Genomic DNA, 18,014 nt, shown 5'->3' with positions numbered 1-18,014 from the left:
CACCAGACCTGGGAGTCAGATCATCTGTCGGAACGGTGCGTCTGCCAGCACGTTGTTCAGGGGTAAGCAAACACTGGAAACGAAGGAGCGAACATGAAACGCAAGACTTTCACCCCGCTACGCGACCAGAAGGTCAATATGGAGCCACGCCCGGTCACGACTGACAAAGTCGACGGCGTGATGAACTCATCAGCTGCCCTCGATGAAAAGATGGAAAAGCTGAATGAGCTTCGCCAGGCCCATAGCGACTGGGCGAACCGTCAGCCGGAGACCGATGGCAAGCCGCTGCTGCGCTATATCGATGAGGCGGTGAAGCGCCTCCTCCACGATGACAAGTTGGAGCAAAAGGTCGAAGCGGCCTGATTGCCTACTGAAACCAGACCAACAAAAAGCCGCGGGCGCCATATCGGCCCCGCGGCTTTCGTTTGCGGCAAGAGTCCAGTGACTAGCCGAGCTTGCAGACGCAAATCTTGTTGCCATCCGGGTCGCGGAAATAGGCGCCATAGAAGGTCGGCATGCGCTTGCCGGGCTCGCCGTCTGGCGTCGCGCCTAGTTCGATGGCTTTCGCATAGGCCTTGTCGACAGTTTCGTTGTCGGCGCAGGCCAGCGCCGGCATCACGCCATTGCCAACCGTGGCAGCTTTTTCGTCGTAAGGGCCACCAATGGCCAGCATGGGCTGGCCGGGGCCGGTGCCATAGAAATAGAGACGGCCATTGTCGAAGAAGCGCTTTGCGCCAATCGTCGGCATGAAGCCGTCATAGAATTCCAGGGCTTTCTCGATATTGTTCGAGCCGAGCGTCACATAAGCGAGCATGTCAGTCCTCCTTGCTGATCTTGAGCGCTGTTGCAGCATGCCGGGCCCGCGCCAGCAAGCACTTCCCCAGCGCGAATGCTTGACGTTTACGTGAGCGGGTGCTGCAAGGCTGACCGTCAAGTTTTACCTCAGTCAGGAGATACCCCATGGCAGACATTCGTTTTGACGGCAAAGTCGCTATCGTCACCGGTGCAGGCGGCGGTCTTGGCCGTTGTCACGCGCTCGAACTCGCCCGCCGCGGCGCAAAGGTCGTCGTGAACGATCTCGGCGCATCGATGGACGGCTCGGGCGGCAGCTCGGCAGCCGCCGATGAAGTCGTCAAGGAAATCGAAGCGCTCGGCGGCGAAGCCATCGCGAACGGTTCTTCGGTCACCGACGATGCCGGCGTGAAAAAGATGATCGACGACGCCATGAACAAGTGGGGCCGCATCGACATCCTGATCGCCAATGCAGGCATCCTGCGCGACAAGTCCTTCTCCAAGATGACGATGGAAGACATCCAGCTCGTCGTCGACGTCCACCTCATGGGCTCCTTCAAGCCGATCAAGGCGGCCTGGGACATCATGAAAGAGCAGAATTTCGGCCGCATCGTGGTGACGACATCCTCGACCGGCCTCTACGGCAACTTCGGTCAGGCCAATTATGGCGCCGCCAAGCTCGGCCTCGTCGGCATGATGAACACGCTGAAGATTGAAGGCGCAAAAAACAATATCAAGATCAACGCTGTCTGCCCAGTCGCTGCAACCCGCATGACCGAAGGCCTGATGCCTGAAGAAGTCCTGAAGCAGCTGAAGCCGGAATATGTCACGCCGGGCGTGATGAACCTCGTCAAGGACGACGCCCCGACCGGCATGGTCCTGTCGGCTGGCGCTGGCGCGTTCTCCATGGCGGAAATCGTCGAAACCAATGGTGCATTCGTTGGACAGGGCGACGCCCTCACCGCCGAAGCTGTTGCCGCCAAGTGGGACCAGATCACCGACAAGTCGACCCAGACGCATTTCAACGCTGGCGGCGAGCACGGTCAGAACATCTTCCGCCTCCTCGCTGAGGGCGCAAAAGGCTAGTTCAGCCAGACAAGAAGAAGATTATGGGCCACGCCCGCAGCTTGCATTCAGGCTGCAGGCGTGGCCCAATCATTTTCAGCCACACCGTTTCGGAGGAAATGACATGCGCCTTGCCCTTCTGACCGCCAGCCTGTTCCTGCTCGCGGCCTGCCAGCCAGCTCCAGTCCCGTCTGACGGTGGCCCTTCGGCCCCCGTACCGGACCGTTCGCGAGCGGAAGGCGAGATGTGCGGCGGCATCGCCGGACTGGCCTGCGCCGAGGGCCTGTATTGCGAACACAGCGCTGGCTCCTGCAAGCGCGTGGCAGACAGCGCAGGCACTTGCGTACGTCGCCCTGAAATCTGCACCCAGCAGTACGACCCAGTCTGCGGCTGCGATGGCAAGACATATGGCAATGCCTGCACGGCGGCCGCAGCCGGCGTCAGCATCGCCTCGCAGGGTGAGTGTCCCGCAAGCTGAGACGGGTGCTAAAGCGCCTCAGCCAGTCCTTCAACGAGTGGCAAGAGCGGCTCGGCAAGCGGTGAGTGACTACGTGCGCCGACCTTGGTGACGATGCGAAGGGTCTGGCGACCGTCGACGCCGATTACCGGCGCAACGACTTTCCCGCCCGCAGCGAGCTGCGCGAAAAGATCTTCAGGGATTTTCGTGACTGCGCCCGTGACAAGGATGCGGTCGTAAGGCGCATGCTCGCGCCAGCCAACAAACCCGTCTGCCTGACGAAGGCTGACATTCCGGATGCCGAGCGCCTCCAGATTACTCCGCGCTGCATCGACCAGCGTCTTGAAGCGATCGACTGCCCAGACCTTGCCGGCGAGTTTCGACATGAGCGCGGCGGTATAGCCGCTCCCGGCGCCGATGAGCAGATAGTTTTCCTTGCCGCCCGGCGTCATCTCCAGCGCAGTAAGCAGCTGCGCCACAGTCAGCGGCTTGGGCAGTACCTGACCGCAAGGCAGTGGCAGGACGGCATCCTCGGCCGCAAGCTTGTGCAGCGACTTGTCGATAAAATCCCGCCGGTCGACAGTCTCCATTGCCGACAGGACCGCATCGTCCCGTATGCCCTGCTGGCGGAGCTGCAGGATGAAGCGTGCGGCGCGAAACGGGTCAGTGCTCACTGTTTCCACTCGGCCTTGAGGGTTTCGAGGTAACGGTTGTGGGTGAGGTCCACGTGTAGCGGCGTGACGGAAATGCGCCCCTCATAGATCGCTCTCAGATCAGTGCCTTCCGGCGGACGCGACAGCCTGCCTTTGAAGCCGATCCAGAAATAGTCATTGCCGCGCAGATCTTCGCGCCGTTCGGTGTGGATGATCTGCTCGTCGCGAAAGCCCTGACGGGTGACCTCGATACCAGCGACATCTTCTGGCTCACGGTCCGGGAAGTTGATGTTCATAACGACATCATCCGGCCAGCCCTTCTCGATCAGCGGCTTGATCACCTTGGCGCCCCAGCTTTTCGAGGTTTCCCAAGGTAGAGAGCCGCGCTCGCGAAAGCTCTGAGCCTGGCTGAGCGCGATGGACGGCACACCGAGATGCATGCCGAACATGGCACCTGCGATCGTGCCTGAGAGGCTCGTATCCTCAGCAATGTTCTGGCCGCGATTGACGCCGGACAGGATGAGGTCAGGCTTTTCCGGCATCAAATCATGCACCGCCAGAAGCACACAGTCGGTCGGCGTACCCATGACAGCCCAGCATTTTTCACGCACTTCGCGCGTGCGCACAGGCTGGGTCAGCGTGATGGATCGCGACTGACCAGACTGCTCGACCTCAGGCGCGGCGATCCAGATGTCGTCAGAGAGCTCTCTCGCAATCGACTCCAGCACCGATAGTCCCGGCGCATGGATCCCGTCATCATTGGTGAGGAGAATTCTCATTCGCTTATCCTGCTCGCTTCACATCCTTCGACAAGCTCAGGATGAGGTTCATTCAGCTTACTTCTTATTCCGCCTTCCCAACGCAAGCTGGGATCCATGGCGGTTGAGACAAAAGTTTCCAGCCGCCATGGGCCCCACCTTTCGGTGGGGAGACGGGAAGTGACCTACCCAATCACCTCAAGCCCGCCCATATAAGGCTGGAGGACAGCCGGGACGCCAATCGTGCCATCCTCGCGCTGATAGTTCTCCAGCACGGCGACGAGCGTACGGCCAACGGCAAGGCCAGAGCCATTCAGCGTATGAACGAATTCAGGTTTCGGTTTTGGATTGTCAGCGCTCGGCGCGGCACGCCAGCGGGCATTCATCCGGCGGGCCTGGAAGTCACCACAATAGGAGCACGAGCTGATCTCACGATAGGTATCCTGGCTCGGAAGCCAGACCTCGAGGTCATAGGTTTTGCGGGCACCAAAACCCATATCGCCCGTGCAAAGCAGCATGCGCCGGTATGGCAGCTCCAGCCGCTCCAGGATCGTCTCGGCGCAGCGCGTCATGCGCTCCAGCTCTTCAAGACCTTCGGCTTCGTCCTTCACGATCGAGACAAGCTCCACCTTGTTGAACTGGTGCAGTCGGATCATGCCCTTCGTGTCGCGCCCTGCACTGCCGGCTTCCGAACGGAAGCATGGCGTGTGTGCGGTCATGCGGCGCGGCAGGCTGTCGCCCTCAAGGATTTCTTCGCGAACCGTATTCGTCAGTGAGATTTCCGAGGTGGCGATGAGCCACATGCCATCGGTCGTCTCAAAGGAATCCTCACCAAATTTCGGCAGCTGGCCCGTGCCCTCAAGCGCGTCCGGGCGCACGAGAAATGGCGGGCTGGTTTCCTGATAGCCATGCTCGCCCGTCTGGACGTCCAGCATATAGTTCGCGAGCGCGCGTTCCAGCCGTGAAAGCTGGTGGCGCAGGACGACGAAGCGCGAGCCAGACATCTTGGCGGCGGTCTCGAAGTCCATCATGCCAAGGGCTTCACCAAGGTCAGCATGGTCCTTCGGCGCGAAGGCGAGCGCGGTTGGCGTGCCAACCTTCTTCTGCTCGGCATTATCTGCCTCGTCCTTGCCTTCCGGAACTTCCTCCAGCGGTAGGTTCGGCAGGCCAAGGATCAGATCATCCAACTCGTTGCGGGCGGCCTCTTCCTGCTCACCGGCGACCTCGATGGTCTTCTTGGCTTCGGCGACCTCATCGCGAAGGCGTTCGAACTCGGCCTCATTGCCGCTCGCCTTCGCCTTGCCGATCAGCTTGGAATTGGCGTTGCGTGCGCTTTCGGCCTCCTGCTTGTCCGTCAGTGCCTGACGCAGGGCCGCATCATGGGCGAGGATGTCGTCGACCTTGTCGCCCAGGCCGGACGCCCGCCGGTTCCAGGCCTTGCGAAAGTGGTCGGGGTTCTCACGAATGGCGCGCAGATCGAACATTGGTTGGGCTTTCAGGCAGTTCTTTGTGTCTTGCCGATGCGTCTAGTCTAATTGGCGCGCAAGCGGAACCGTCTGAACTGAACCTCTGGCCGTCAATTTTCGCCTGTGTCGATCGCTTCGTCCTCAGCTGCCTTCTTCTCCATCATGGAGACGCAGATGATCGATATCTCGTAGAGCAGGAAGACGGGCACAGCGAGCATCACCTGAGAGATAAGGTCAGGCGGCGTGAAGAAGGCGGCCGCGACCAGAATGCCGACAACGGCATATTTGCGCCCAGAGCGCAGCGTGTCGCTGCCAATGATCCCTGCCCGACCGAGCAGGCTGAGCACGACGGGCAGCTGGAAGCTCAATCCAAAGGCCAGCATCAGCGCCATGACAAGCGAGAGGTATTCCGACACCTTGATCTGCGGCGTGATGGCCGCGCGGCCTTCTGCTGCCTGTTGCTCGAACGAAAGCGCAAAGTTCGAAATCAGCGGCAGCATGACCCAATAGACGAACAATGCACCAAGCAGGAACAGGACCGGTGCGGCGATGAGAAACGGCAGGACAGCGCCCTTCTCCCGCTTATAGAGGCCCGGCGCCACGAAAGAATAGATCTGCCAGCCCATCACCGGAAAGGCGACGAACACACCGGCGAATAGCGCGAGCTTCAGCTCGACGAAGAACACTTCCAGCGGCGCGGTATAGATCAGCTCGAAGCGCGTCTCACCGCGCTCGATCTCGGCAACCTGAACCAGCGGGTCGAGCAGGATGTTGTAGAGGGGCCGCGCGAAGAAAAAGCAGAGCAGCGTCGCCCCGGCCAGCGCCGCAATCGACCAGATCAGCCGGGTGCGCAGCTCGATAAGATGGTCGAGCAGCGGCGCGCGCGACGATTCCATCTCGTTGTCTTCATCGGTGAAGTTCGGCTGCTCGTCGGCCCGCATGTCCTTGCTCATGAGGACGCAGCCTTCTTGCCATCATCGTCAGGCTTGGCTGGTGCGTCCGGCTCGGCTTTGGCCTTCTCATCCGTCGAAGCGGGCTTCTCACTCGAAGCGCTCTCGCCGGACACTGCTGGCGCCGCCTTGTCGTCCGCAACGACGCCAGGTCCGCCTTCCTTGCCTGCTTCAGGCCAGGGGTTTTCCATCATGACGCGGCGATTGATGTCGCTTTCGGCCTTCTTCATGTCATTGACCGCTTCGGTCAGCGCATTGTCGCGGCGAAGATCCTCGATTTCCTTGCGCAGCTCATCAAGCTCCGCCTGGCGGGCAATGTCATCGAAAGCGGATTGAAATTCGCGCGCCATTGCGCGGCCCTTGGCGACGAACTGGCCGAGCTTGCGCATCATCAGCGGCAGGTCCTTCGGACCCACGACAATCAATGCGACGATCGCCACGAGCATGAACTCGGTGAGACCAAATTGTGGAAGCATGCTTAGCCGGCCTCACTTGCCTGTCAGCTGGAGGTTTTCGACTTGTCCTTCTCAGGCGTGACGTTCACCATCTTGTCATCACTGAGGTGGCGCGACTGTTTGGACTTTTCCTTGTCCTCGCTGTCTGCCTCCTCATCGTCATTCAGCCCCTTGCGGAAGCTGCGGACGCCTTTGGCCATGTCACCCATGATGGATGAAATACGCCCACGTCCGCCAAACAGCAGAAGGGCAACGATCAGCACGATAAGAAGCTGCATCCAGCTAGGGGCCATGGAAGGTCTCCAGAAGTTCTTCTGAACAAGTAGCGCCCATCCAGATAAGTCTCAATGGGTAACGATCACACAAAGGCGTGCGGTCAATCGTCCTCGCCATCCATGAAGTCGGTCATGAAGGCGCCGTCCTCATCATTGGCGTGGTCGTCGGTTTCGCCATCCGACATAGGCATATCCATGTCGCCCGGGTCGAAATCAGCCGGAACGACGTCAGAGAGGAGACCGCCAGCCTGCAGCTCGGCGCGGCCGGGCAGCATATCGAGGCTTTCCAGCCCGAAATGCTCCAGGAAGCCATTCGTCGTGCCATAGGTCACCGGGCGGCCCGGCGTTTGGCGACGTCCCTTGATCTTGACCCAGCCCGCTTCCATCAGCTGGTCGATCGTACCCTTGGATACGGCAACGCCGCGCACGGCCTCGATCTCGGCGCGCGTAACCGGCTGACCGTATGAAATGATGGCGAGCGTCTCAAGCGCAGCCTGAGACAGTTTCTTCTGCTCCTGACGTTCTTCAACGAAGAGATAGGCAAGGTCTTCAGCCGTCTGGAAACGCCACTTGCCAGCCACTTCGACCAGCGTCACGCCGCGATGGGCGTAGGCCGCCTTGAGCGACATCAGAACGGTTGCAGCATCGATACCTTGCGGAAGCACTTCAGCGACCTGTTCGGCGCTCAGCGGCTCACCCGCAGCAAAAAGAATGGCTTCAGCCCGGCGGAGTGCGTCTGCGATAACATCGGCGCCGCCTTCAGCTTCACGCTTCAGCAGCTCTTCAGAGCGCTTATAGGCAAACGATAGCTGGCGTACCGCGTCTCGGATTTCCTCCGGCGCGTCTTCCAGCTTCTCGTTTTCAAAACGGGGTATTGCGGTCATCCGCCTATCCCTTCCTGTCTGTCCTGGCTGCCGCGCAGGTAAAGCGGCTGGAAGTGAGCTCCCTGCCGAATCTCAATGTCGCCATCGCGCGCCAGTTCCAGTGCGGCCGCAAAGACGCTCGCTGTGACCGAGCGGGGAGGAATGTCGCCTGCGACATCCTTCATGCGCTGGCGAAGTTCATCAAGGCTGGCCCAGCTATCGATCATCTTGCTCAAGCTTTTGAGCGAGTCGCGCGCATGCTCCAGTGGCAGAACATATTGATGCACAACCTTGTGCGGGGCGGCGTCTTCGCGGCGCTGACGGATACCGCCAAAGGCCTGCATCAGGTGCCAGAGCGATGTATCGTATTCGGTATGCTTGATAACGCGCGGCTGTTCAGGCGCCCCACGCAGGAACACTTCCTGCCCAAGCTGGGCGAGATCCATCAGCTCCTCGCCAGCCTCGCGCATCGCCTCAAGTCGCTTCAGGCGGAAGGCGAGCCGCGCAGCCATCTCCTCGCCATCGATCTCATCATTGGCGGCCTTCTCAGACTTCGGCAGCAGCAGGCGCGACTTCATGAAGGCAAGCCATGCCGCCATCAGGAGATAGTCAGCAGCAAGATCGATCCGCTTTTTCCGGGCGTCTTCGATGAAGTCGATATACTGGTTCGCCAGCTCCAGCATCGACACTTTCAGAAGGTCGACCTTCTGACGGCGCGCAAGGTCCAGCAACAGGTGAAGCGGCCCCTCATATCCATCGATATCAACCGCGAAATAATCCCCGTTTTCGAGGTCATCGCGGTCGATCAGGTCGCTGGATACAAGTTGCGAACTCATACGCTAATGGAGCCTGTGTTCGGAATGAGCGATTTGAAACGCGCCCAGCCTGCCTCGACGTCGAACGGCTTTTCACGCTGAGCCGCGGCTTCTGCAGCCTCAGCACGCGCAAGTGCCTTGCCAGAGAGTTCAGGCGCAGCTTCGGCAACCTCACGCATTTCCGTGAGGATAGCGTCAGCGTCATGCATGAAGCCTGAACAATGGAGCAGCATATCGCAGCCCGCCGCAATGGACGCGTCAGCGCGCTCGGTGAGCGTTCCGCCAAGAGCCTGCATGCCAAGATCGTCTGTCATAAGGAGACCATCAAACCCGATTCGCTTCCGGATGACCTCATTAATCATGATTGGAGAGACCGTCGCAGCACGTCCTTCATCGAAATGATCATAGGAAATATGGGCTGTCATGGCCATTGGCGCATGGGTAACATGGGCAAAGGCGGCGAAATCGGAGGCGAGCTCATTGTCGCCTGCCGTGACGCGCGGCAGCTCCAGGTGGCTGTCTGCTGTCGAGCGGCCATGGCCGGGAATGTGCTTGATCACACCCGCAACGCCGCCATCCTCTAGCCCCTTCAGCGCCGCCGTCGCGATCGCTCCAACCACATCCGGATCGGTGCCGAATGCGCGGTCGCCGATAACGTCATGCGCGCCCGGCTGCGGCAGGTCGCACACCGGCGCGCAGTCTGCGTGGATACCCATAGCCGTCAGCTCCGCCGCCATCAGGCGATAGCCCAGCCAGGTCGCCTCCAGCCCGAGCTCCCTGTCGCGGCCATAAAGCTCACCATAGAGCTCCCCGCGCGGGAAGAGCGGCCATTCAGGCGATTTCAGGCGCGCGACGCGGCCGCCCTCCTGATCGATGAAGATCAGGATCTCGCGGCCAACCGCCTCCCAGATATCGTCTACGCAGCGACGCACCTGGTCGCGCGTCTGGCAGGACCTGCCCATGAGGATCACGCCCCAGGGCTTCTGATCTGCGAAAAGGGCCGATTCCTCCTTTTGAAGAACCGGCCCCGAAATGCTCAATATACAAGCCTTGTTGGTCATGGCGTCTCGCGAGTGATGATACAGTCTCCACCAGCACGTTTATAGGATTCGCAGAATTCGCTTGCATCGCTTCGTGTATCAAAGCGCCCTGCCCTGACCCTGAAGAAGATGCCATCTGCGCCAAGATCAGCGCGTTCGACCACTTTCTGGGCACCGGTAAACACATCCGGATAGCGGCTCAGGACGCGGCTCCACGCCTCGTCAGCGGCTGCCTGCGTGCGAACGGCCGATATCTGGACAAGGAATGGCCCATTGGCGGTGAAGGCAAAGCGCCCATTGTTTCTGACCGGCTCAACAGGTGGTGCCGGGTCGATCGCAGGCTCATCATGGCGCTCTTCGCTGGCGACTGGCACTGGCTGCTCCAGCGGTGGCAGGTCATCTGCCTGCACCTCTGCCGGGGCTGCGCCCTGCGATGAGCTTGAACCAGACCCACCGCGAAGGTCCATTGGCGGGCCTGCCAGCATGGCAAGCTCGCGCTCGCCAGCGACAGGCTGTGGCTCTGGCGGGCGGGTCGACCCGTCCATATTGTCGTAAAGCCTGCGGTCGAGGTCCTCGATCTGGATGCCGCCGCGGTCTTCTGGCACCGACTTGAATGGCTCAGCGTCCGCCAGGACCATTGGCAGCTCGCCATCTTCTTCGCGAAGCCCTTGGCGATAGGTGTTCCAGACGACAGCCGCGAAGACGATCAGCACCCCGATCGCCAAAGCGAGGATCAGCGGCCCACGCGCAGACTCGTCGTCGCGGATCTCGAAGCCGCGATATTCATCCTCATAGGACGCGTAGTCGTATCTGTTGCTGCCGTGGCTCATCGCACGCCTGCCCCTTCGTCGCCTTTGATTATTGGTTAAGAAATTGCCAGTGCTTTGTTAACGATCCTTGAATCAGCGTGTCCTTCGCCCTGCTGGCCGCTCAGACAATGCCCTCAATGCTGAAAACCTTTCGGTGCAGGTCGATGGCGTAATTGTCAGTCATGCCAGCGATATAGTCGCAGACCAGCCTTGCCCGGCGCGCCTCTGGCGCCTGCTCAGCGTCCTGTCGCAGCGGCGGCGGCAGAATGTCTGGCTCTGCGAGGAAAAGCTCAAACAGCTCTTTCAGCACACGCTTGGCCTGACTGCGCATCCGATTGACCTTGTAATGCTTGTACATCCGCTCAAACAGGAAGGCCCGCAGCGCCCTCTGCTGCGCGTCAAAATCCTCTGAGAAGGCGACCAGAGGCTCTGGCAGCGCTCTCACTTCAGCGGCAGATTGGGGATTGTACTTCGCCACGCGGGCGCTCGTCTCCGTCACAAGATCATCGACCCAGAGACCAATCAGTCGGCGCACCGCTTCATAAACGGTCCGCTGCGTATCGAGCACCGGATGCTCAATGCGCACCGACCGGAATACATCTCCGACCATTGGCAGGTGCAGCATGTCGTCGATGGTGAAAAGGCCCGCCGCGATGCCGTCATCAATGTCGTGATTGTTATAGGCGATGTCGTCCGCCAGCGCTGCGATCTGAGCTTCCGGGCCCGCGAACTGGTCAAGCTCCAGCCGCTCAAGCTGCGGGAAGTCGCGGAACGCGGCCGGCAGCGCGGAAACAGGCGTGCCGTCGGTAATCAGCGGGCCGTTGTGCTTCACAAGCCCTTCCAGCATCTCCCATGTCAGGTTCAGGCCGTCAAAGTTGGGGTAGCGCTGTTCCAGCCGTGTCACGACGCGCAGGGTCTGCGCATTGTGATCGAAGCCCTCATAGGCCTCCATACAGGCGTCGAGCTGGTCTTCACCAGCGTGGCCAAAGGGCGGATGGCCAAGATCATGGGCCAGTGCCATCGCCTCTGCGAGATCTTCATCGACACCAAGCCTGCGTGCAACGGAGCGCGCGATCTGCGCAACCTCAAGAGAATGAGTGAGCCGCGTGCGGTAGTGATCGCCCTCATGGGCCACAAAAACCTGCGTTTTCTGCTTCAGGCGACGAAATCCGGAAGAGTGGATGATGCGGTCCCTGTCGCGCTGAAACGGCGTGCGGGTGGCCGATTCAGCCTCTTCGTGGAAACGCCCGCGAGAGGTTTCCCACAGTGTCGCAAACACCGCTCTCTTTTCTGGAAGCGCAGGTTTACCTATCTTGTGACTCATGACCGACGTCACCCTTTCAGAGAATGCTGCCCGGCGCATTAATGCGATTCTGGCGAAACAGTCCGGCAAGGACTACCTTCGTGTGTCAGTCGAAGGTGGTGGCTGCTCGGGCTTTTCCTACAAGTTCGACCTTGAGGACACGAAGAACGACGATGACATCATCGTCGAGCGCGATGGCGCGCGCGTTCTCGTCGATGAGATGAGCATGGAATTCATGCGCGGCTCCGAAATCGACTTCTCGAACGAGCTGATCGGCGCAGCGTTCAAGATCAACAATCCGAACGCCACCGCGGCCTGCGGCTGCGGGACGAGCTTTTCTCTCTGATCAGCTGACAGGCGTTTCCTGCATTTTTTGGAACACGCCCCGCGTGTGAGGGTTTCTTCTGCCACACCAAGCTTTGAGCAATAAGGCTCGGAGTGAACGCAAGTTCAGGAGGCAGAACGCCATGACCCTATCAAAAACCCTTCTTCGTAACTCTACGCTCGCGGCTGGCGCAGCCGTGCTTTTCGCAGGTGCTCCGGCATTCGCCGACAACCACAAGGAAGGCGGCGAAAAAGCCTATAAGTTCGAGAATGTTGCCGAAGCGCAAGCTACCCTCGACAATTGCCGCACCGTGGCAGAAACCTGCGGCGCAGACATTGATGCTGCAGCTGGCGTGCTCGTCTTCCCGGAAGTCTGGAAAGCCGACCTGATCGTTGGCGGCGCTGGCGGCGAAGGCGTTCTCTTCATCGATGGCGAGCCGACCGGCCAATACTATATCGGCAAGGCATCCGTTGGCCTTCAGGCTGGCGTCGACAAGTCCCAGATGGTCTACGTGTTCCAGGAACAGGACGCGCTCGATGAGCTGATGGACGGCGACGAATGGGAAGTCGGCGCAGCAGCTGGCGCAACCGTCGTCGACGCTGACGCGAATGCGATGGCCGCGACCGGCGATCCGCGCATCTACATCATCAACGCCGAAGGCCTGAATGCAGAGCTGAGCGTTAACGCGCTGCGCATCTGGCATGACGATGAACCGGAAGCCGAAGACCATGATGACATGATGGACCATGACGATATGGACCATGATGACGACGACATGATGGAGATGGACGACAGCTAGTAGGCTTTGACCATTTTCATTGATCAGAAGGCGCTCCAGACGGGGCGCCTTCTTTTTTGTGTTCATGACCGGCATGCTGTCGTAACTTCACAGCATGACTGATGCCGAACAGCACGCGCCAGTTTTCGGGCCTAATGGTGCGGTCCTGAACAGTGCCACGATGACGGACGAATTGCGCGCGCAGTATACCGCACGCCAAGAGCCGCCGCGGAAGCGGGATCTTCCGGTTTTCATCTGCAGCTTTGTCTGTGCACCCCTGCTTGGCTGGCTGGAGGCGAGGCAGATCGCAGGTGGTTGGTTGTTGATAGCGCTGCTGCTTCCCCCCTTTATCGCATTGATCGTTGTCATGATGATCGATTTCGCAAGATACGGGAACTGGCTGGATATTTGCCAGGTTGCGGCCATATCAGCGCTTTGCGCAGGCCTTCTCTTTGACACCTCGCTTTGGCTCGTCCTGGCTCTCGCACTTGTCGGGATTGCCATCCCGACCGCCATTTTGATGCTTCGCTATCTGTTTCTTCCACGCCTCTGAAGCGCAGGCTCTTCCCTTCCCCAGCGTCGCTGTCCTAGACCGCTTCTCTCAAGCAAGGAGACTCGACCCATGGATGTCAGCCAGGCCGTAAATCAGCGCATCTCGACGCGCGCATTTCTCGACAAGCAGATCACCGCCGATGAGGTGCGTGACTGGCTGGCGACAGCGCAGCGCGCGCCGTCTGGCGGCAACCTCCAGCCATGGCGGGTGATCGCGGTGACGGGTGCTGAAAAGCAGGCGGTCATTGATCTGGCGCAGAAAAAGCTCGCCGAAGACCCGCGCGGCGAGAGGACGGATCGGCCGATCTATCCCAAGGACCTGTGGGAGCCGCATGAAGCGCGGCGCCGCAAGGTCGGGGAGATGATGTATGAGAAGCTTGAGATCCCTCGCGAAGATAAAGCCAAGCGAATTCAATGGTTTTCACGCAATTTCCGGTTCTTCGATGCACCGCTGGCCGTCTTCTTCGTGATCGATGAGCGGATGGGTCATGGCCAGTGGGCACATACTGGGATGTTCATGCAGACGCTGGCGCTGCTCGCCGAAGAGCGTGGCTGGGGCAGCTGTTTCCAGGAGTGCTGGGGCATTCTTCGCCCAACGCTGAAAGAGCATTTCGGGCTTGGTGAGAGCGAGATGCTCTATTGCGGCATGGCTGTCGGCTACCCGGACCCGGACCATCCGGTGAACCAGCTTCGCGCCGAGCGGGCCGACGTCGACGAGTTTGCCGAACTCAAGGGCTTCTAGGAACACTTTCCCACCGGGAAATCCCGCTATTTGCCTGAAAATCATGGTGCAGTGACGGTGTACTGGCGGTGTTTCTGGACAGTGTCTGAAAGCGCACTCGAAATCAGCCTGCTTGACGCCTCATAGAAACCGGCATAGCATTTATCGATGAACGATAAGAATGACTTCCGGCCCGGCGATGTTGTCTCTGTCCGCTTTGGCGGCGTGCTTCGACATTATGGCATCGTCGGCTGGGATGGCCGGATCATTTCGAACACACGCCGGCATCATGGCGTTGTCACCCAATCGATCGCGGAATTCGCAGATGGCCGCGAAATCAGGAATCATGGTCGCAGCGCCTCGGCCTGTGACTTCACCGCAATAGACCGCGCCAGCCGCCGCATCGGACATGACTACCATCTCACCGGCTCAAACTGTGTCCACTTCGTGCGCGGCGCGCATGGCCGCAAGCCGACCGTGACGCAGATTGCGCGCGGCACGTTCGAGGCCTTCAGGGACATGGTGGGGCCGAAACGGCCGCGCTGGTAGGCGCAAAGCCGCCCTGCCCCTCGCTTTGTTCTATTCAGGCACCGGCGCACTGGCCCAGTCGATGGCAGCCTTCAGCCGGCCCACAGGCAGCACGGCGTCCTGATCTGAATAGTTCTGGAACTGTATCCAGGTATTGCGGCCGCCGGGCTGGTAGTAGATCGCCAGCTTCGTCTCTTCAGGCAGCTCGAGCAGGGCCCGCGTGGCGGCTTCATCGAGCGAAAACGACCCTTCGGCGAGGAAGTTGTTGCCGCCTGTGCCGCCGGTCTTCTGAAATCTGACCGGCTCCATTCCTGCTGCGCGGAACTCAATCGCGTCTGCAGAGCCAGACAGTTCGATCGATAGCGTACCGTCATCGCGCCCATAGAGTTTACCGCTAGCGCCCAACGCGCTCTCAGTGGCCAGGGCTACCGACACGATACGCCCAGTCCCGCCTGTTGGCGTGCGATAGGCCGACACCAGAAACTCTTTGAACCCCTGGAACGGAAAATAGCGGTAGCTGGTCCACGGGCCGAATTCGGTGATCGAGGTTTCCTCACCCGCTGCGGTCTTCTCTGCCAGCACCTTTTGCGTCTTCCAGGTGTAGACGGGCTTCAGGTCTTGCGAGAAGCCGTTGGCTTCGCACTGGGCCGTCATGCCATGGGAAATACTTGCGCTCATCGCTTCAAAGGCCGGGCGGTCTGCGCGGTCAGCATAGTGCGCGACCACGTCTTCCCGGATCGCGAGCAATTCAGGATAGGTCAGGCTAGGCCCCTCTGAGCTGATTGCGCAGGGGAGAACCCTCTCTGGTATGGCGCCGCCCGCTGCCAGCACACTGTTGCCGTAGAGCGCAGCCTGTTCAGCGAGTTGCCACTTGTCGCTCAGTTCGCGCGGCAGGCAGCCATCCCAGTGTTCAGCGGCCAGGCCGACAATGCGCGCCTCTTCAGCCTCTAGCCCCTGAGGATTGTAGCGCGACCGGAGCGTGCTGAGCATGGTCGATTTAACGTAGGAAATCGTCTCACGCTGAACATAGTCGAAGAGTTGGCAGTGATTGTCCGCCTCCAGCCCGTAAGTGACGGTCCTGAAGGCCGATAGCTGCTGATCCTGCTGCGGGTCAGTCTGTGCACAGGCCAGATTCGGCAGGGTTGCGGCAACAGCCGCAGCGAGCAGGTACTCTAACGATTTCATGAATTTGTCCCGGTTTTAGTGAATGCGTCCCGGGTGTATTTAGAGCCCGATTGCGGCGACCGGGCAAGGCGCTAATCTGCAATGTTTGCAGCAGATCAGCCCTTCCAGTTGCGAGGCGGCGCTCCGTGTTTGCCCGTGCTCTCCCACTGAGCCTCTTCAGCCTTGTTTGAAAGCTGGAGGTTGAACAGCACGCCCTTGAACATCGGCAACAGGGCGAGCGCGGTGCCGACCATGGCGCTGAGCAGGACGATGAAGCCAAGGATTTTCAGCCACAACGCCATATCGATCATTGGCAGAATGAAATAGAACGGCGCAAAGACGATCATGACCAGAAAGCCCACAAAGAAGGCTGGGCCATCGGCGGTGTCGGCGGAGCGGAAATCCTGGCCGCAGGCCTCACACTCATCTCGGAAGACGAGATAACGGCTGAACAACCTGCCTTCGCCGCAATTGGGGCAGCGAAGCTGGATGCCACGTTTGATCGGATCGGTTATCATCACATAGATATGCACCCTGCCCGCCCGCGCCGATAGTGCGGCGCGAGCGCACATCAGGCCTGTTACCTAGTGGGCGGTGTCGCCCGCCTTCCGGCGCTTGCGGGCGATCAGGTTCAGCACCTCGACAAAGACCGAGAAGGCCATGGCCGCGTAGATATAGCCCTTTGGCACATGAACGCCGAAACCGTCTGCAATCAGCACCATGCCGATCATCAGCAGGAAGGCGAGCGCGAGCATGACGACAGTCGGGTTGTTGTTGATAAAGCGCGCAAGCGGCCCCGCCGCGAGCAGCATGACCAGGACGGCGATGACGACAGCGACGACCATGATCGGCACCTGATCGGTCATGCCAACGGCGGTCAGGATCGAGTCGATCGAGAAAACCATGTCGAGCAGGATGATCTGGACCAGGACGCTGGCGAAACCAATGCTGGCGCGCTTGTCACCAAAGACGCTGTCGCTCGGCTCCGGGTCGATATGGTGGTGGATCTCTGTAGTCGCCTTCCAGACAAGGAAGAGGCCGCCAGAAACCAGGATGATGTCGCGCCAGGAGAAGGCGGTTTCAAAAGTGACCTCGCCGTGATCGCCCGGCGGGCCGGAAATGCCGAGGTCAAAGACCGTCGCTGTCAGCCCGACGATCCAGGCGATCGTTGCCAGCAGCGCCAGACGCAGGATGAGCGCGAGGCCGATACCGATGCGCCGCGCAGCAGGCCGCTGCTTTTCAGGAAGCTTGTTTGTGAGGATCGAGATGAAGACAAGATTGTCGATACCGAGAACGATTTCGAGAACAATCAGGGTGGCGAGCGCCGCCCATGCCTCTGGCGTTGCAAACACTGCAAGATAATCAGCCAACTCTTTCCCCCTGTTGTGTAGGTCGAGATAGTAATGGCCTGAGCTGGCGGCGGGTTCCAGACCCTTCCGGGACTAACTGATCGTTGGCGAAGATTTTGCCGCTGAACAGGCCTTGGCTGCCGCAGCGGTAGCACACTAGCTTGCGCGCCAGACAAGGACGATTCAGGCACGAGGGAGAAACTGAGCATGGAATACGAACAGGTTGTACGCGAACGGCGCAGCATCAGGGGTTTCCAGAAGAAGCCTGTGCCGAAGGAGCTTGTGCGCGAAGTTCTGGAGATTGCCATGCGGGCGCCAACCTCTCTCAATACCCAGCCCTGGAATTTCTATGTCGTCGCTGGCGATGTGCTCAACAAGATCCGCAAGGGCAATGTGGAGCGCAATGTGGCGGGCGTGCCTGACAGCCGCGAGTTCCGTATGGGCCCGGGCTATGAAGGCGCGCACCGCGAGCGCCAGATCGAAATCGCGAAACAGCTTTTCGCCGTGATGGGGATCGAGCGCCACGACAAGGAAGCGCGCATGGACTGGGTGCTGCGCGGCTTTCGTCAGTTCGACGCGCCGGTGTCCATCGTGGTGACCTATGACAAGTCGATACAAGGCAGCGATATCGCGCCCTTCGATTGCGGCGGCGTCGTGAACTGTATCGTCAACACGGCCTGGTCGAAGGGGCTAGGCTGCGTCATCAACAGCCAGGGCATTATGCAGAGCCCCGTGGTGCGCGAGCATGCGAAAATCCCGGATGATCAGGTGATCCAGACCTGTATTGCCATGGGCTGGCCGGATGATGAGTTCCCGGCAAACTCTGTCGTGTCGAACCGCAAATCGGTCGACGAGGCAGCGACCTTCCTCGGCTTCGAAGACTAGGCCTGCGGGCA

24 protein-coding genes are annotated in these 18,014 nt (G+C 60.0%); 9 read left to right on the top strand and 15 right to left on the bottom strand.

All coding sequences use genetic code 11. From position 1 onward, the window contains the following. Positions 1-93 precede the first annotated feature (93 nt). On the top strand, positions 94-363 hold the full coding sequence (locus D1222_RS10515; protein ID WP_119454226.1) for a hypothetical protein: 270 nt from the start codon (positions 94-96) through the stop codon (positions 361-363). A gap of 82 nt (positions 364-445) precedes the next feature. Here D1222_RS10515 and D1222_RS10510 read toward each other — a convergent pair whose 3' ends face one another. After that, positions 446-814, bottom strand: coding sequence for a VOC family protein (locus D1222_RS10510; protein WP_119454225.1), 369 nt, complete (start codon positions 812-814; stop codon positions 446-448). A 146-nt stretch (positions 815-960) separates the two neighbouring features. Here D1222_RS10510 and D1222_RS10505 point away from each other — a divergent pair, with 146 nt between their 5' ends. Then, positions 961-1,878 (top strand): SDR family NAD(P)-dependent oxidoreductase, encoded by a 918-nt coding sequence (locus D1222_RS10505; protein WP_119454224.1) that lies wholly within the window; start codon positions 961-963, stop codon positions 1,876-1,878. 103 nt (positions 1,879-1,981) lie between these two features. Then, positions 1,982-2,335, top strand: coding sequence for a Kazal-type serine protease inhibitor family protein (locus D1222_RS10500; RefSeq protein ID WP_119454223.1), 354 nt, complete (start codon positions 1,982-1,984; stop codon positions 2,333-2,335). Positions 2,336-2,343: 8 nt separating this feature from the next. Here D1222_RS10500 and D1222_RS10495 read toward each other — a convergent pair whose 3' ends face one another. From D1222_RS10495 to D1222_RS10445, 11 genes are all read right to left on the bottom strand, one after another. After that, a complete protein-coding gene (locus D1222_RS10495; protein WP_182481951.1) occupies positions 2,344-2,988 on the bottom strand; it encodes a protein-L-isoaspartate(D-aspartate) O-methyltransferase in 645 nt (214 codons plus the stop codon). Continuing rightward, positions 2,985-3,746 (bottom strand): 5'/3'-nucleotidase SurE, encoded by a 762-nt coding sequence (gene surE / locus D1222_RS10490; protein ID WP_119454221.1) that lies wholly within the window; start codon positions 3,744-3,746, stop codon positions 2,985-2,987. Before surE ends, D1222_RS10495 begins: the two co-directional genes overlap by 4 nt. Before the next feature lie 164 nt (positions 3,747-3,910). Then, a complete protein-coding gene (serS, locus tag D1222_RS10485) occupies positions 3,911-5,209 on the bottom strand; it encodes a serine--tRNA ligase (RefSeq protein ID WP_119454220.1) in 1,299 nt (432 codons plus the stop codon). A gap of 92 nt (positions 5,210-5,301) precedes the next feature. Next, the gene (gene tatC, locus D1222_RS10480; RefSeq protein ID WP_119454219.1) at positions 5,302-6,144 is read right to left on the bottom strand and encodes a twin-arginine translocase subunit TatC; all 843 of its coding nucleotides are present in this window, start codon (positions 6,142-6,144) and stop codon (positions 5,302-5,304) included. Then, entirely contained in the window at positions 6,141-6,617 is a 477-nt protein-coding gene (tatB, locus tag D1222_RS10475; protein WP_119454218.1) for a Sec-independent protein translocase protein TatB, read from the bottom strand. Before tatB ends, tatC begins: the two co-directional genes overlap by 4 nt. A 23-nt stretch (positions 6,618-6,640) precedes the next feature. Next, a complete protein-coding gene (gene tatA, locus D1222_RS10470; RefSeq protein ID WP_182481950.1) occupies positions 6,641-6,889 on the bottom strand; it encodes a twin-arginine translocase TatA/TatE family subunit in 249 nt (82 codons plus the stop codon). A gap of 83 nt (positions 6,890-6,972) precedes the next feature. Further along, the gene (gene scpB / locus D1222_RS10465; protein WP_119454216.1) at positions 6,973-7,755 is read right to left on the bottom strand and encodes an SMC-Scp complex subunit ScpB; all 783 of its coding nucleotides are present in this window, start codon (positions 7,753-7,755) and stop codon (positions 6,973-6,975) included. After that, positions 7,752-8,570, bottom strand: a complete 819-nt coding sequence (locus D1222_RS10460) for a segregation and condensation protein A (protein WP_119454215.1) — start codon at positions 8,568-8,570, stop codon at positions 7,752-7,754. Before D1222_RS10460 ends, scpB begins: the two co-directional genes overlap by 4 nt. Next, positions 8,567-9,610: a beta-N-acetylhexosaminidase gene (gene nagZ, locus D1222_RS10455; protein ID WP_119454214.1), complete on the bottom strand. Its 1,044-nt coding sequence runs from the start codon at positions 9,608-9,610 to the stop codon at positions 8,567-8,569. Before nagZ ends, D1222_RS10460 begins: the two co-directional genes overlap by 4 nt. Beyond that, the gene (locus D1222_RS10450; protein WP_119454213.1) at positions 9,607-10,419 is read right to left on the bottom strand and encodes an SPOR domain-containing protein; all 813 of its coding nucleotides are present in this window, start codon (positions 10,417-10,419) and stop codon (positions 9,607-9,609) included. The genes nagZ and D1222_RS10450 overlap by 4 nt, the downstream gene beginning before the upstream one ends. Before the next feature lie 100 nt (positions 10,420-10,519). Then, positions 10,520-11,722, bottom strand: coding sequence for a deoxyguanosinetriphosphate triphosphohydrolase (locus tag D1222_RS10445; protein ID WP_233348676.1), 1,203 nt, complete (start codon positions 11,720-11,722; stop codon positions 10,520-10,522). Here D1222_RS10445 and erpA point away from each other — a divergent pair. From erpA to D1222_RS10420, 5 genes are all read left to right on the top strand, one after another. Continuing rightward, positions 11,721-12,047 carry an iron-sulfur cluster insertion protein ErpA gene (gene erpA / locus D1222_RS10440; RefSeq protein WP_119454212.1) on the top strand — a complete coding sequence of 109 codons (327 nt, stop codon included), beginning with the start codon at positions 11,721-11,723 and terminating at the stop codon, positions 12,045-12,047. The two genes, D1222_RS10445 and erpA, sit on opposite strands and share 2 nt — an antisense overlap. 121 nt (positions 12,048-12,168) lie before the next feature. Continuing rightward, on the top strand, positions 12,169-12,825 hold the full coding sequence (locus D1222_RS10435; RefSeq protein WP_119454211.1) for a lipid-binding SYLF domain-containing protein: 657 nt from the start codon (positions 12,169-12,171) through the stop codon (positions 12,823-12,825). A gap of 160 nt (positions 12,826-12,985) precedes the next feature. After that, positions 12,986-13,357, top strand: a complete 372-nt coding sequence (locus D1222_RS10430) for a hypothetical protein (RefSeq protein ID WP_147371860.1) — start codon at positions 12,986-12,988, stop codon at positions 13,355-13,357. 69 nt (positions 13,358-13,426) lie between these two features. After that, positions 13,427-14,098 carry a nitroreductase gene (locus tag D1222_RS10425; protein ID WP_119454209.1) on the top strand — a complete coding sequence of 224 codons (672 nt, stop codon included), beginning with the start codon at positions 13,427-13,429 and terminating at the stop codon, positions 14,096-14,098. A gap of 147 nt (positions 14,099-14,245) precedes the next feature. Next, the gene (locus D1222_RS10420; protein ID WP_119454208.1) at positions 14,246-14,626 is read left to right on the top strand and encodes a hypothetical protein; all 381 of its coding nucleotides are present in this window, start codon (positions 14,246-14,248) and stop codon (positions 14,624-14,626) included. 30 nt (positions 14,627-14,656) lie between these two features. On the opposite strand, the gene D1222_RS10415 is transcribed toward D1222_RS10420, so the two are convergent. From D1222_RS10415 to D1222_RS10405, 3 genes are all read right to left on the bottom strand, one after another. Beyond that, on the bottom strand, positions 14,657-15,790 hold the full coding sequence (locus D1222_RS10415; protein ID WP_119454207.1) for a hypothetical protein: 1,134 nt from the start codon (positions 15,788-15,790) through the stop codon (positions 14,657-14,659). 95 nt (positions 15,791-15,885) lie between these two features. Further along, positions 15,886-16,341: a DUF983 domain-containing protein gene (locus D1222_RS10410; RefSeq protein WP_119454206.1), complete on the bottom strand. Its 456-nt coding sequence runs from the start codon at positions 16,339-16,341 to the stop codon at positions 15,886-15,888. Positions 16,342-16,353: 12 nt separating this feature from the next. Beyond that, positions 16,354-17,139 (bottom strand): TerC family protein, encoded by a 786-nt coding sequence (locus D1222_RS10405; protein ID WP_119454205.1) that lies wholly within the window; start codon positions 17,137-17,139, stop codon positions 16,354-16,356. A 186-nt stretch (positions 17,140-17,325) separates the two neighbouring features. Between D1222_RS10405 and D1222_RS10400 the strand changes: the two genes are divergently transcribed. Next, positions 17,326-18,003, top strand: a complete 678-nt coding sequence (locus tag D1222_RS10400; protein WP_119454204.1) for a nitroreductase — start codon at positions 17,326-17,328, stop codon at positions 18,001-18,003. The last annotated feature ends 11 nt before the right edge of the window (positions 18,004-18,014 follow it).

Source organism: Henriciella algicola (assembly GCF_003576245.1).
GTDB classification, from domain to species: domain Bacteria; phylum Pseudomonadota; class Alphaproteobacteria; order Caulobacterales; family Hyphomonadaceae; genus Henriciella; species Henriciella algicola.
Note: the sequence above shows the minus strand (reverse complement) of the source record. Positions and strands in the feature narration are given on the sequence as shown.

What these genes read in the sequence shown, in the direction of transcription:
- D1222_RS10410 (WP_119454206.1), bottom strand. Translation starts at nt 16,341, where the DNA reads ATGTGCGCTCGCGCCGCACTATCGGCGCGGGCGGGCAGGGTGCATATC.
- D1222_RS10420 (WP_119454208.1), top strand. Translation starts at nt 14,246, where the DNA reads ATGAACGATAAGAATGACTTCCGGCCCGGCGATGTTGTCTCTGTCCGC.
- nagZ (WP_119454214.1), bottom strand. Translation starts at nt 9,610, where the DNA reads ATGACCAACAAGGCTTGTATATTGAGCATTTCGGGGCCGGTTCTTCAA.
- D1222_RS10500 (WP_119454223.1), top strand. Translation starts at nt 1,982, where the DNA reads ATGCGCCTTGCCCTTCTGACCGCCAGCCTGTTCCTGCTCGCGGCCTGC.
- D1222_RS10430 (WP_147371860.1), top strand. Translation starts at nt 12,986, where the DNA reads ATGACGGACGAATTGCGCGCGCAGTATACCGCACGCCAAGAGCCGCCG.
- tatB (WP_119454218.1), bottom strand. Translation starts at nt 6,617, where the DNA reads ATGCTTCCACAATTTGGTCTCACCGAGTTCATGCTCGTGGCGATCGTC.
- D1222_RS10425 (WP_119454209.1), top strand. Translation starts at nt 13,427, where the DNA reads ATGGATGTCAGCCAGGCCGTAAATCAGCGCATCTCGACGCGCGCATTT.
- surE (WP_119454221.1), bottom strand. Translation starts at nt 3,746, where the DNA reads ATGAGAATTCTCCTCACCAATGATGACGGGATCCATGCGCCGGGACTA.
- D1222_RS10460 (WP_119454215.1), bottom strand. Translation starts at nt 8,570, where the DNA reads ATGAGTTCGCAACTTGTATCCAGCGACCTGATCGACCGCGATGACCTC.
- scpB (WP_119454216.1), bottom strand. Translation starts at nt 7,755, where the DNA reads ATGACCGCAATACCCCGTTTTGAAAACGAGAAGCTGGAAGACGCGCCG.
- D1222_RS10505 (WP_119454224.1), top strand. Translation starts at nt 961, where the DNA reads ATGGCAGACATTCGTTTTGACGGCAAAGTCGCTATCGTCACCGGTGCA.
- tatA (WP_182481950.1), bottom strand. Translation starts at nt 6,889, where the DNA reads ATGGCCCCTAGCTGGATGCAGCTTCTTATCGTGCTGATCGTTGCCCTT.
- D1222_RS10435 (WP_119454211.1), top strand. Translation starts at nt 12,169, where the DNA reads ATGACCCTATCAAAAACCCTTCTTCGTAACTCTACGCTCGCGGCTGGC.
- serS (WP_119454220.1), bottom strand. Translation starts at nt 5,209, where the DNA reads ATGTTCGATCTGCGCGCCATTCGTGAGAACCCCGACCACTTTCGCAAG.
- erpA (WP_119454212.1), top strand. Translation starts at nt 11,721, where the DNA reads ATGACCGACGTCACCCTTTCAGAGAATGCTGCCCGGCGCATTAATGCG.
- D1222_RS10515 (WP_119454226.1), top strand. Translation starts at nt 94, where the DNA reads ATGAAACGCAAGACTTTCACCCCGCTACGCGACCAGAAGGTCAATATG.
- D1222_RS10400 (WP_119454204.1), top strand. Translation starts at nt 17,326, where the DNA reads ATGGAATACGAACAGGTTGTACGCGAACGGCGCAGCATCAGGGGTTTC.
- D1222_RS10510 (WP_119454225.1), bottom strand. Translation starts at nt 814, where the DNA reads ATGCTCGCTTATGTGACGCTCGGCTCGAACAATATCGAGAAAGCCCTG.
- D1222_RS10445 (WP_233348676.1), bottom strand. Translation starts at nt 11,722, where the DNA reads ATGAGTCACAAGATAGGTAAACCTGCGCTTCCAGAAAAGAGAGCGGTG.
- D1222_RS10450 (WP_119454213.1), bottom strand. Translation starts at nt 10,419, where the DNA reads ATGAGCCACGGCAGCAACAGATACGACTACGCGTCCTATGAGGATGAA.
- tatC (WP_119454219.1), bottom strand. Translation starts at nt 6,144, where the DNA reads ATGAGCAAGGACATGCGGGCCGACGAGCAGCCGAACTTCACCGATGAA.
- D1222_RS10415 (WP_119454207.1), bottom strand. Translation starts at nt 15,790, where the DNA reads ATGAAATCGTTAGAGTACCTGCTCGCTGCGGCTGTTGCCGCAACCCTG.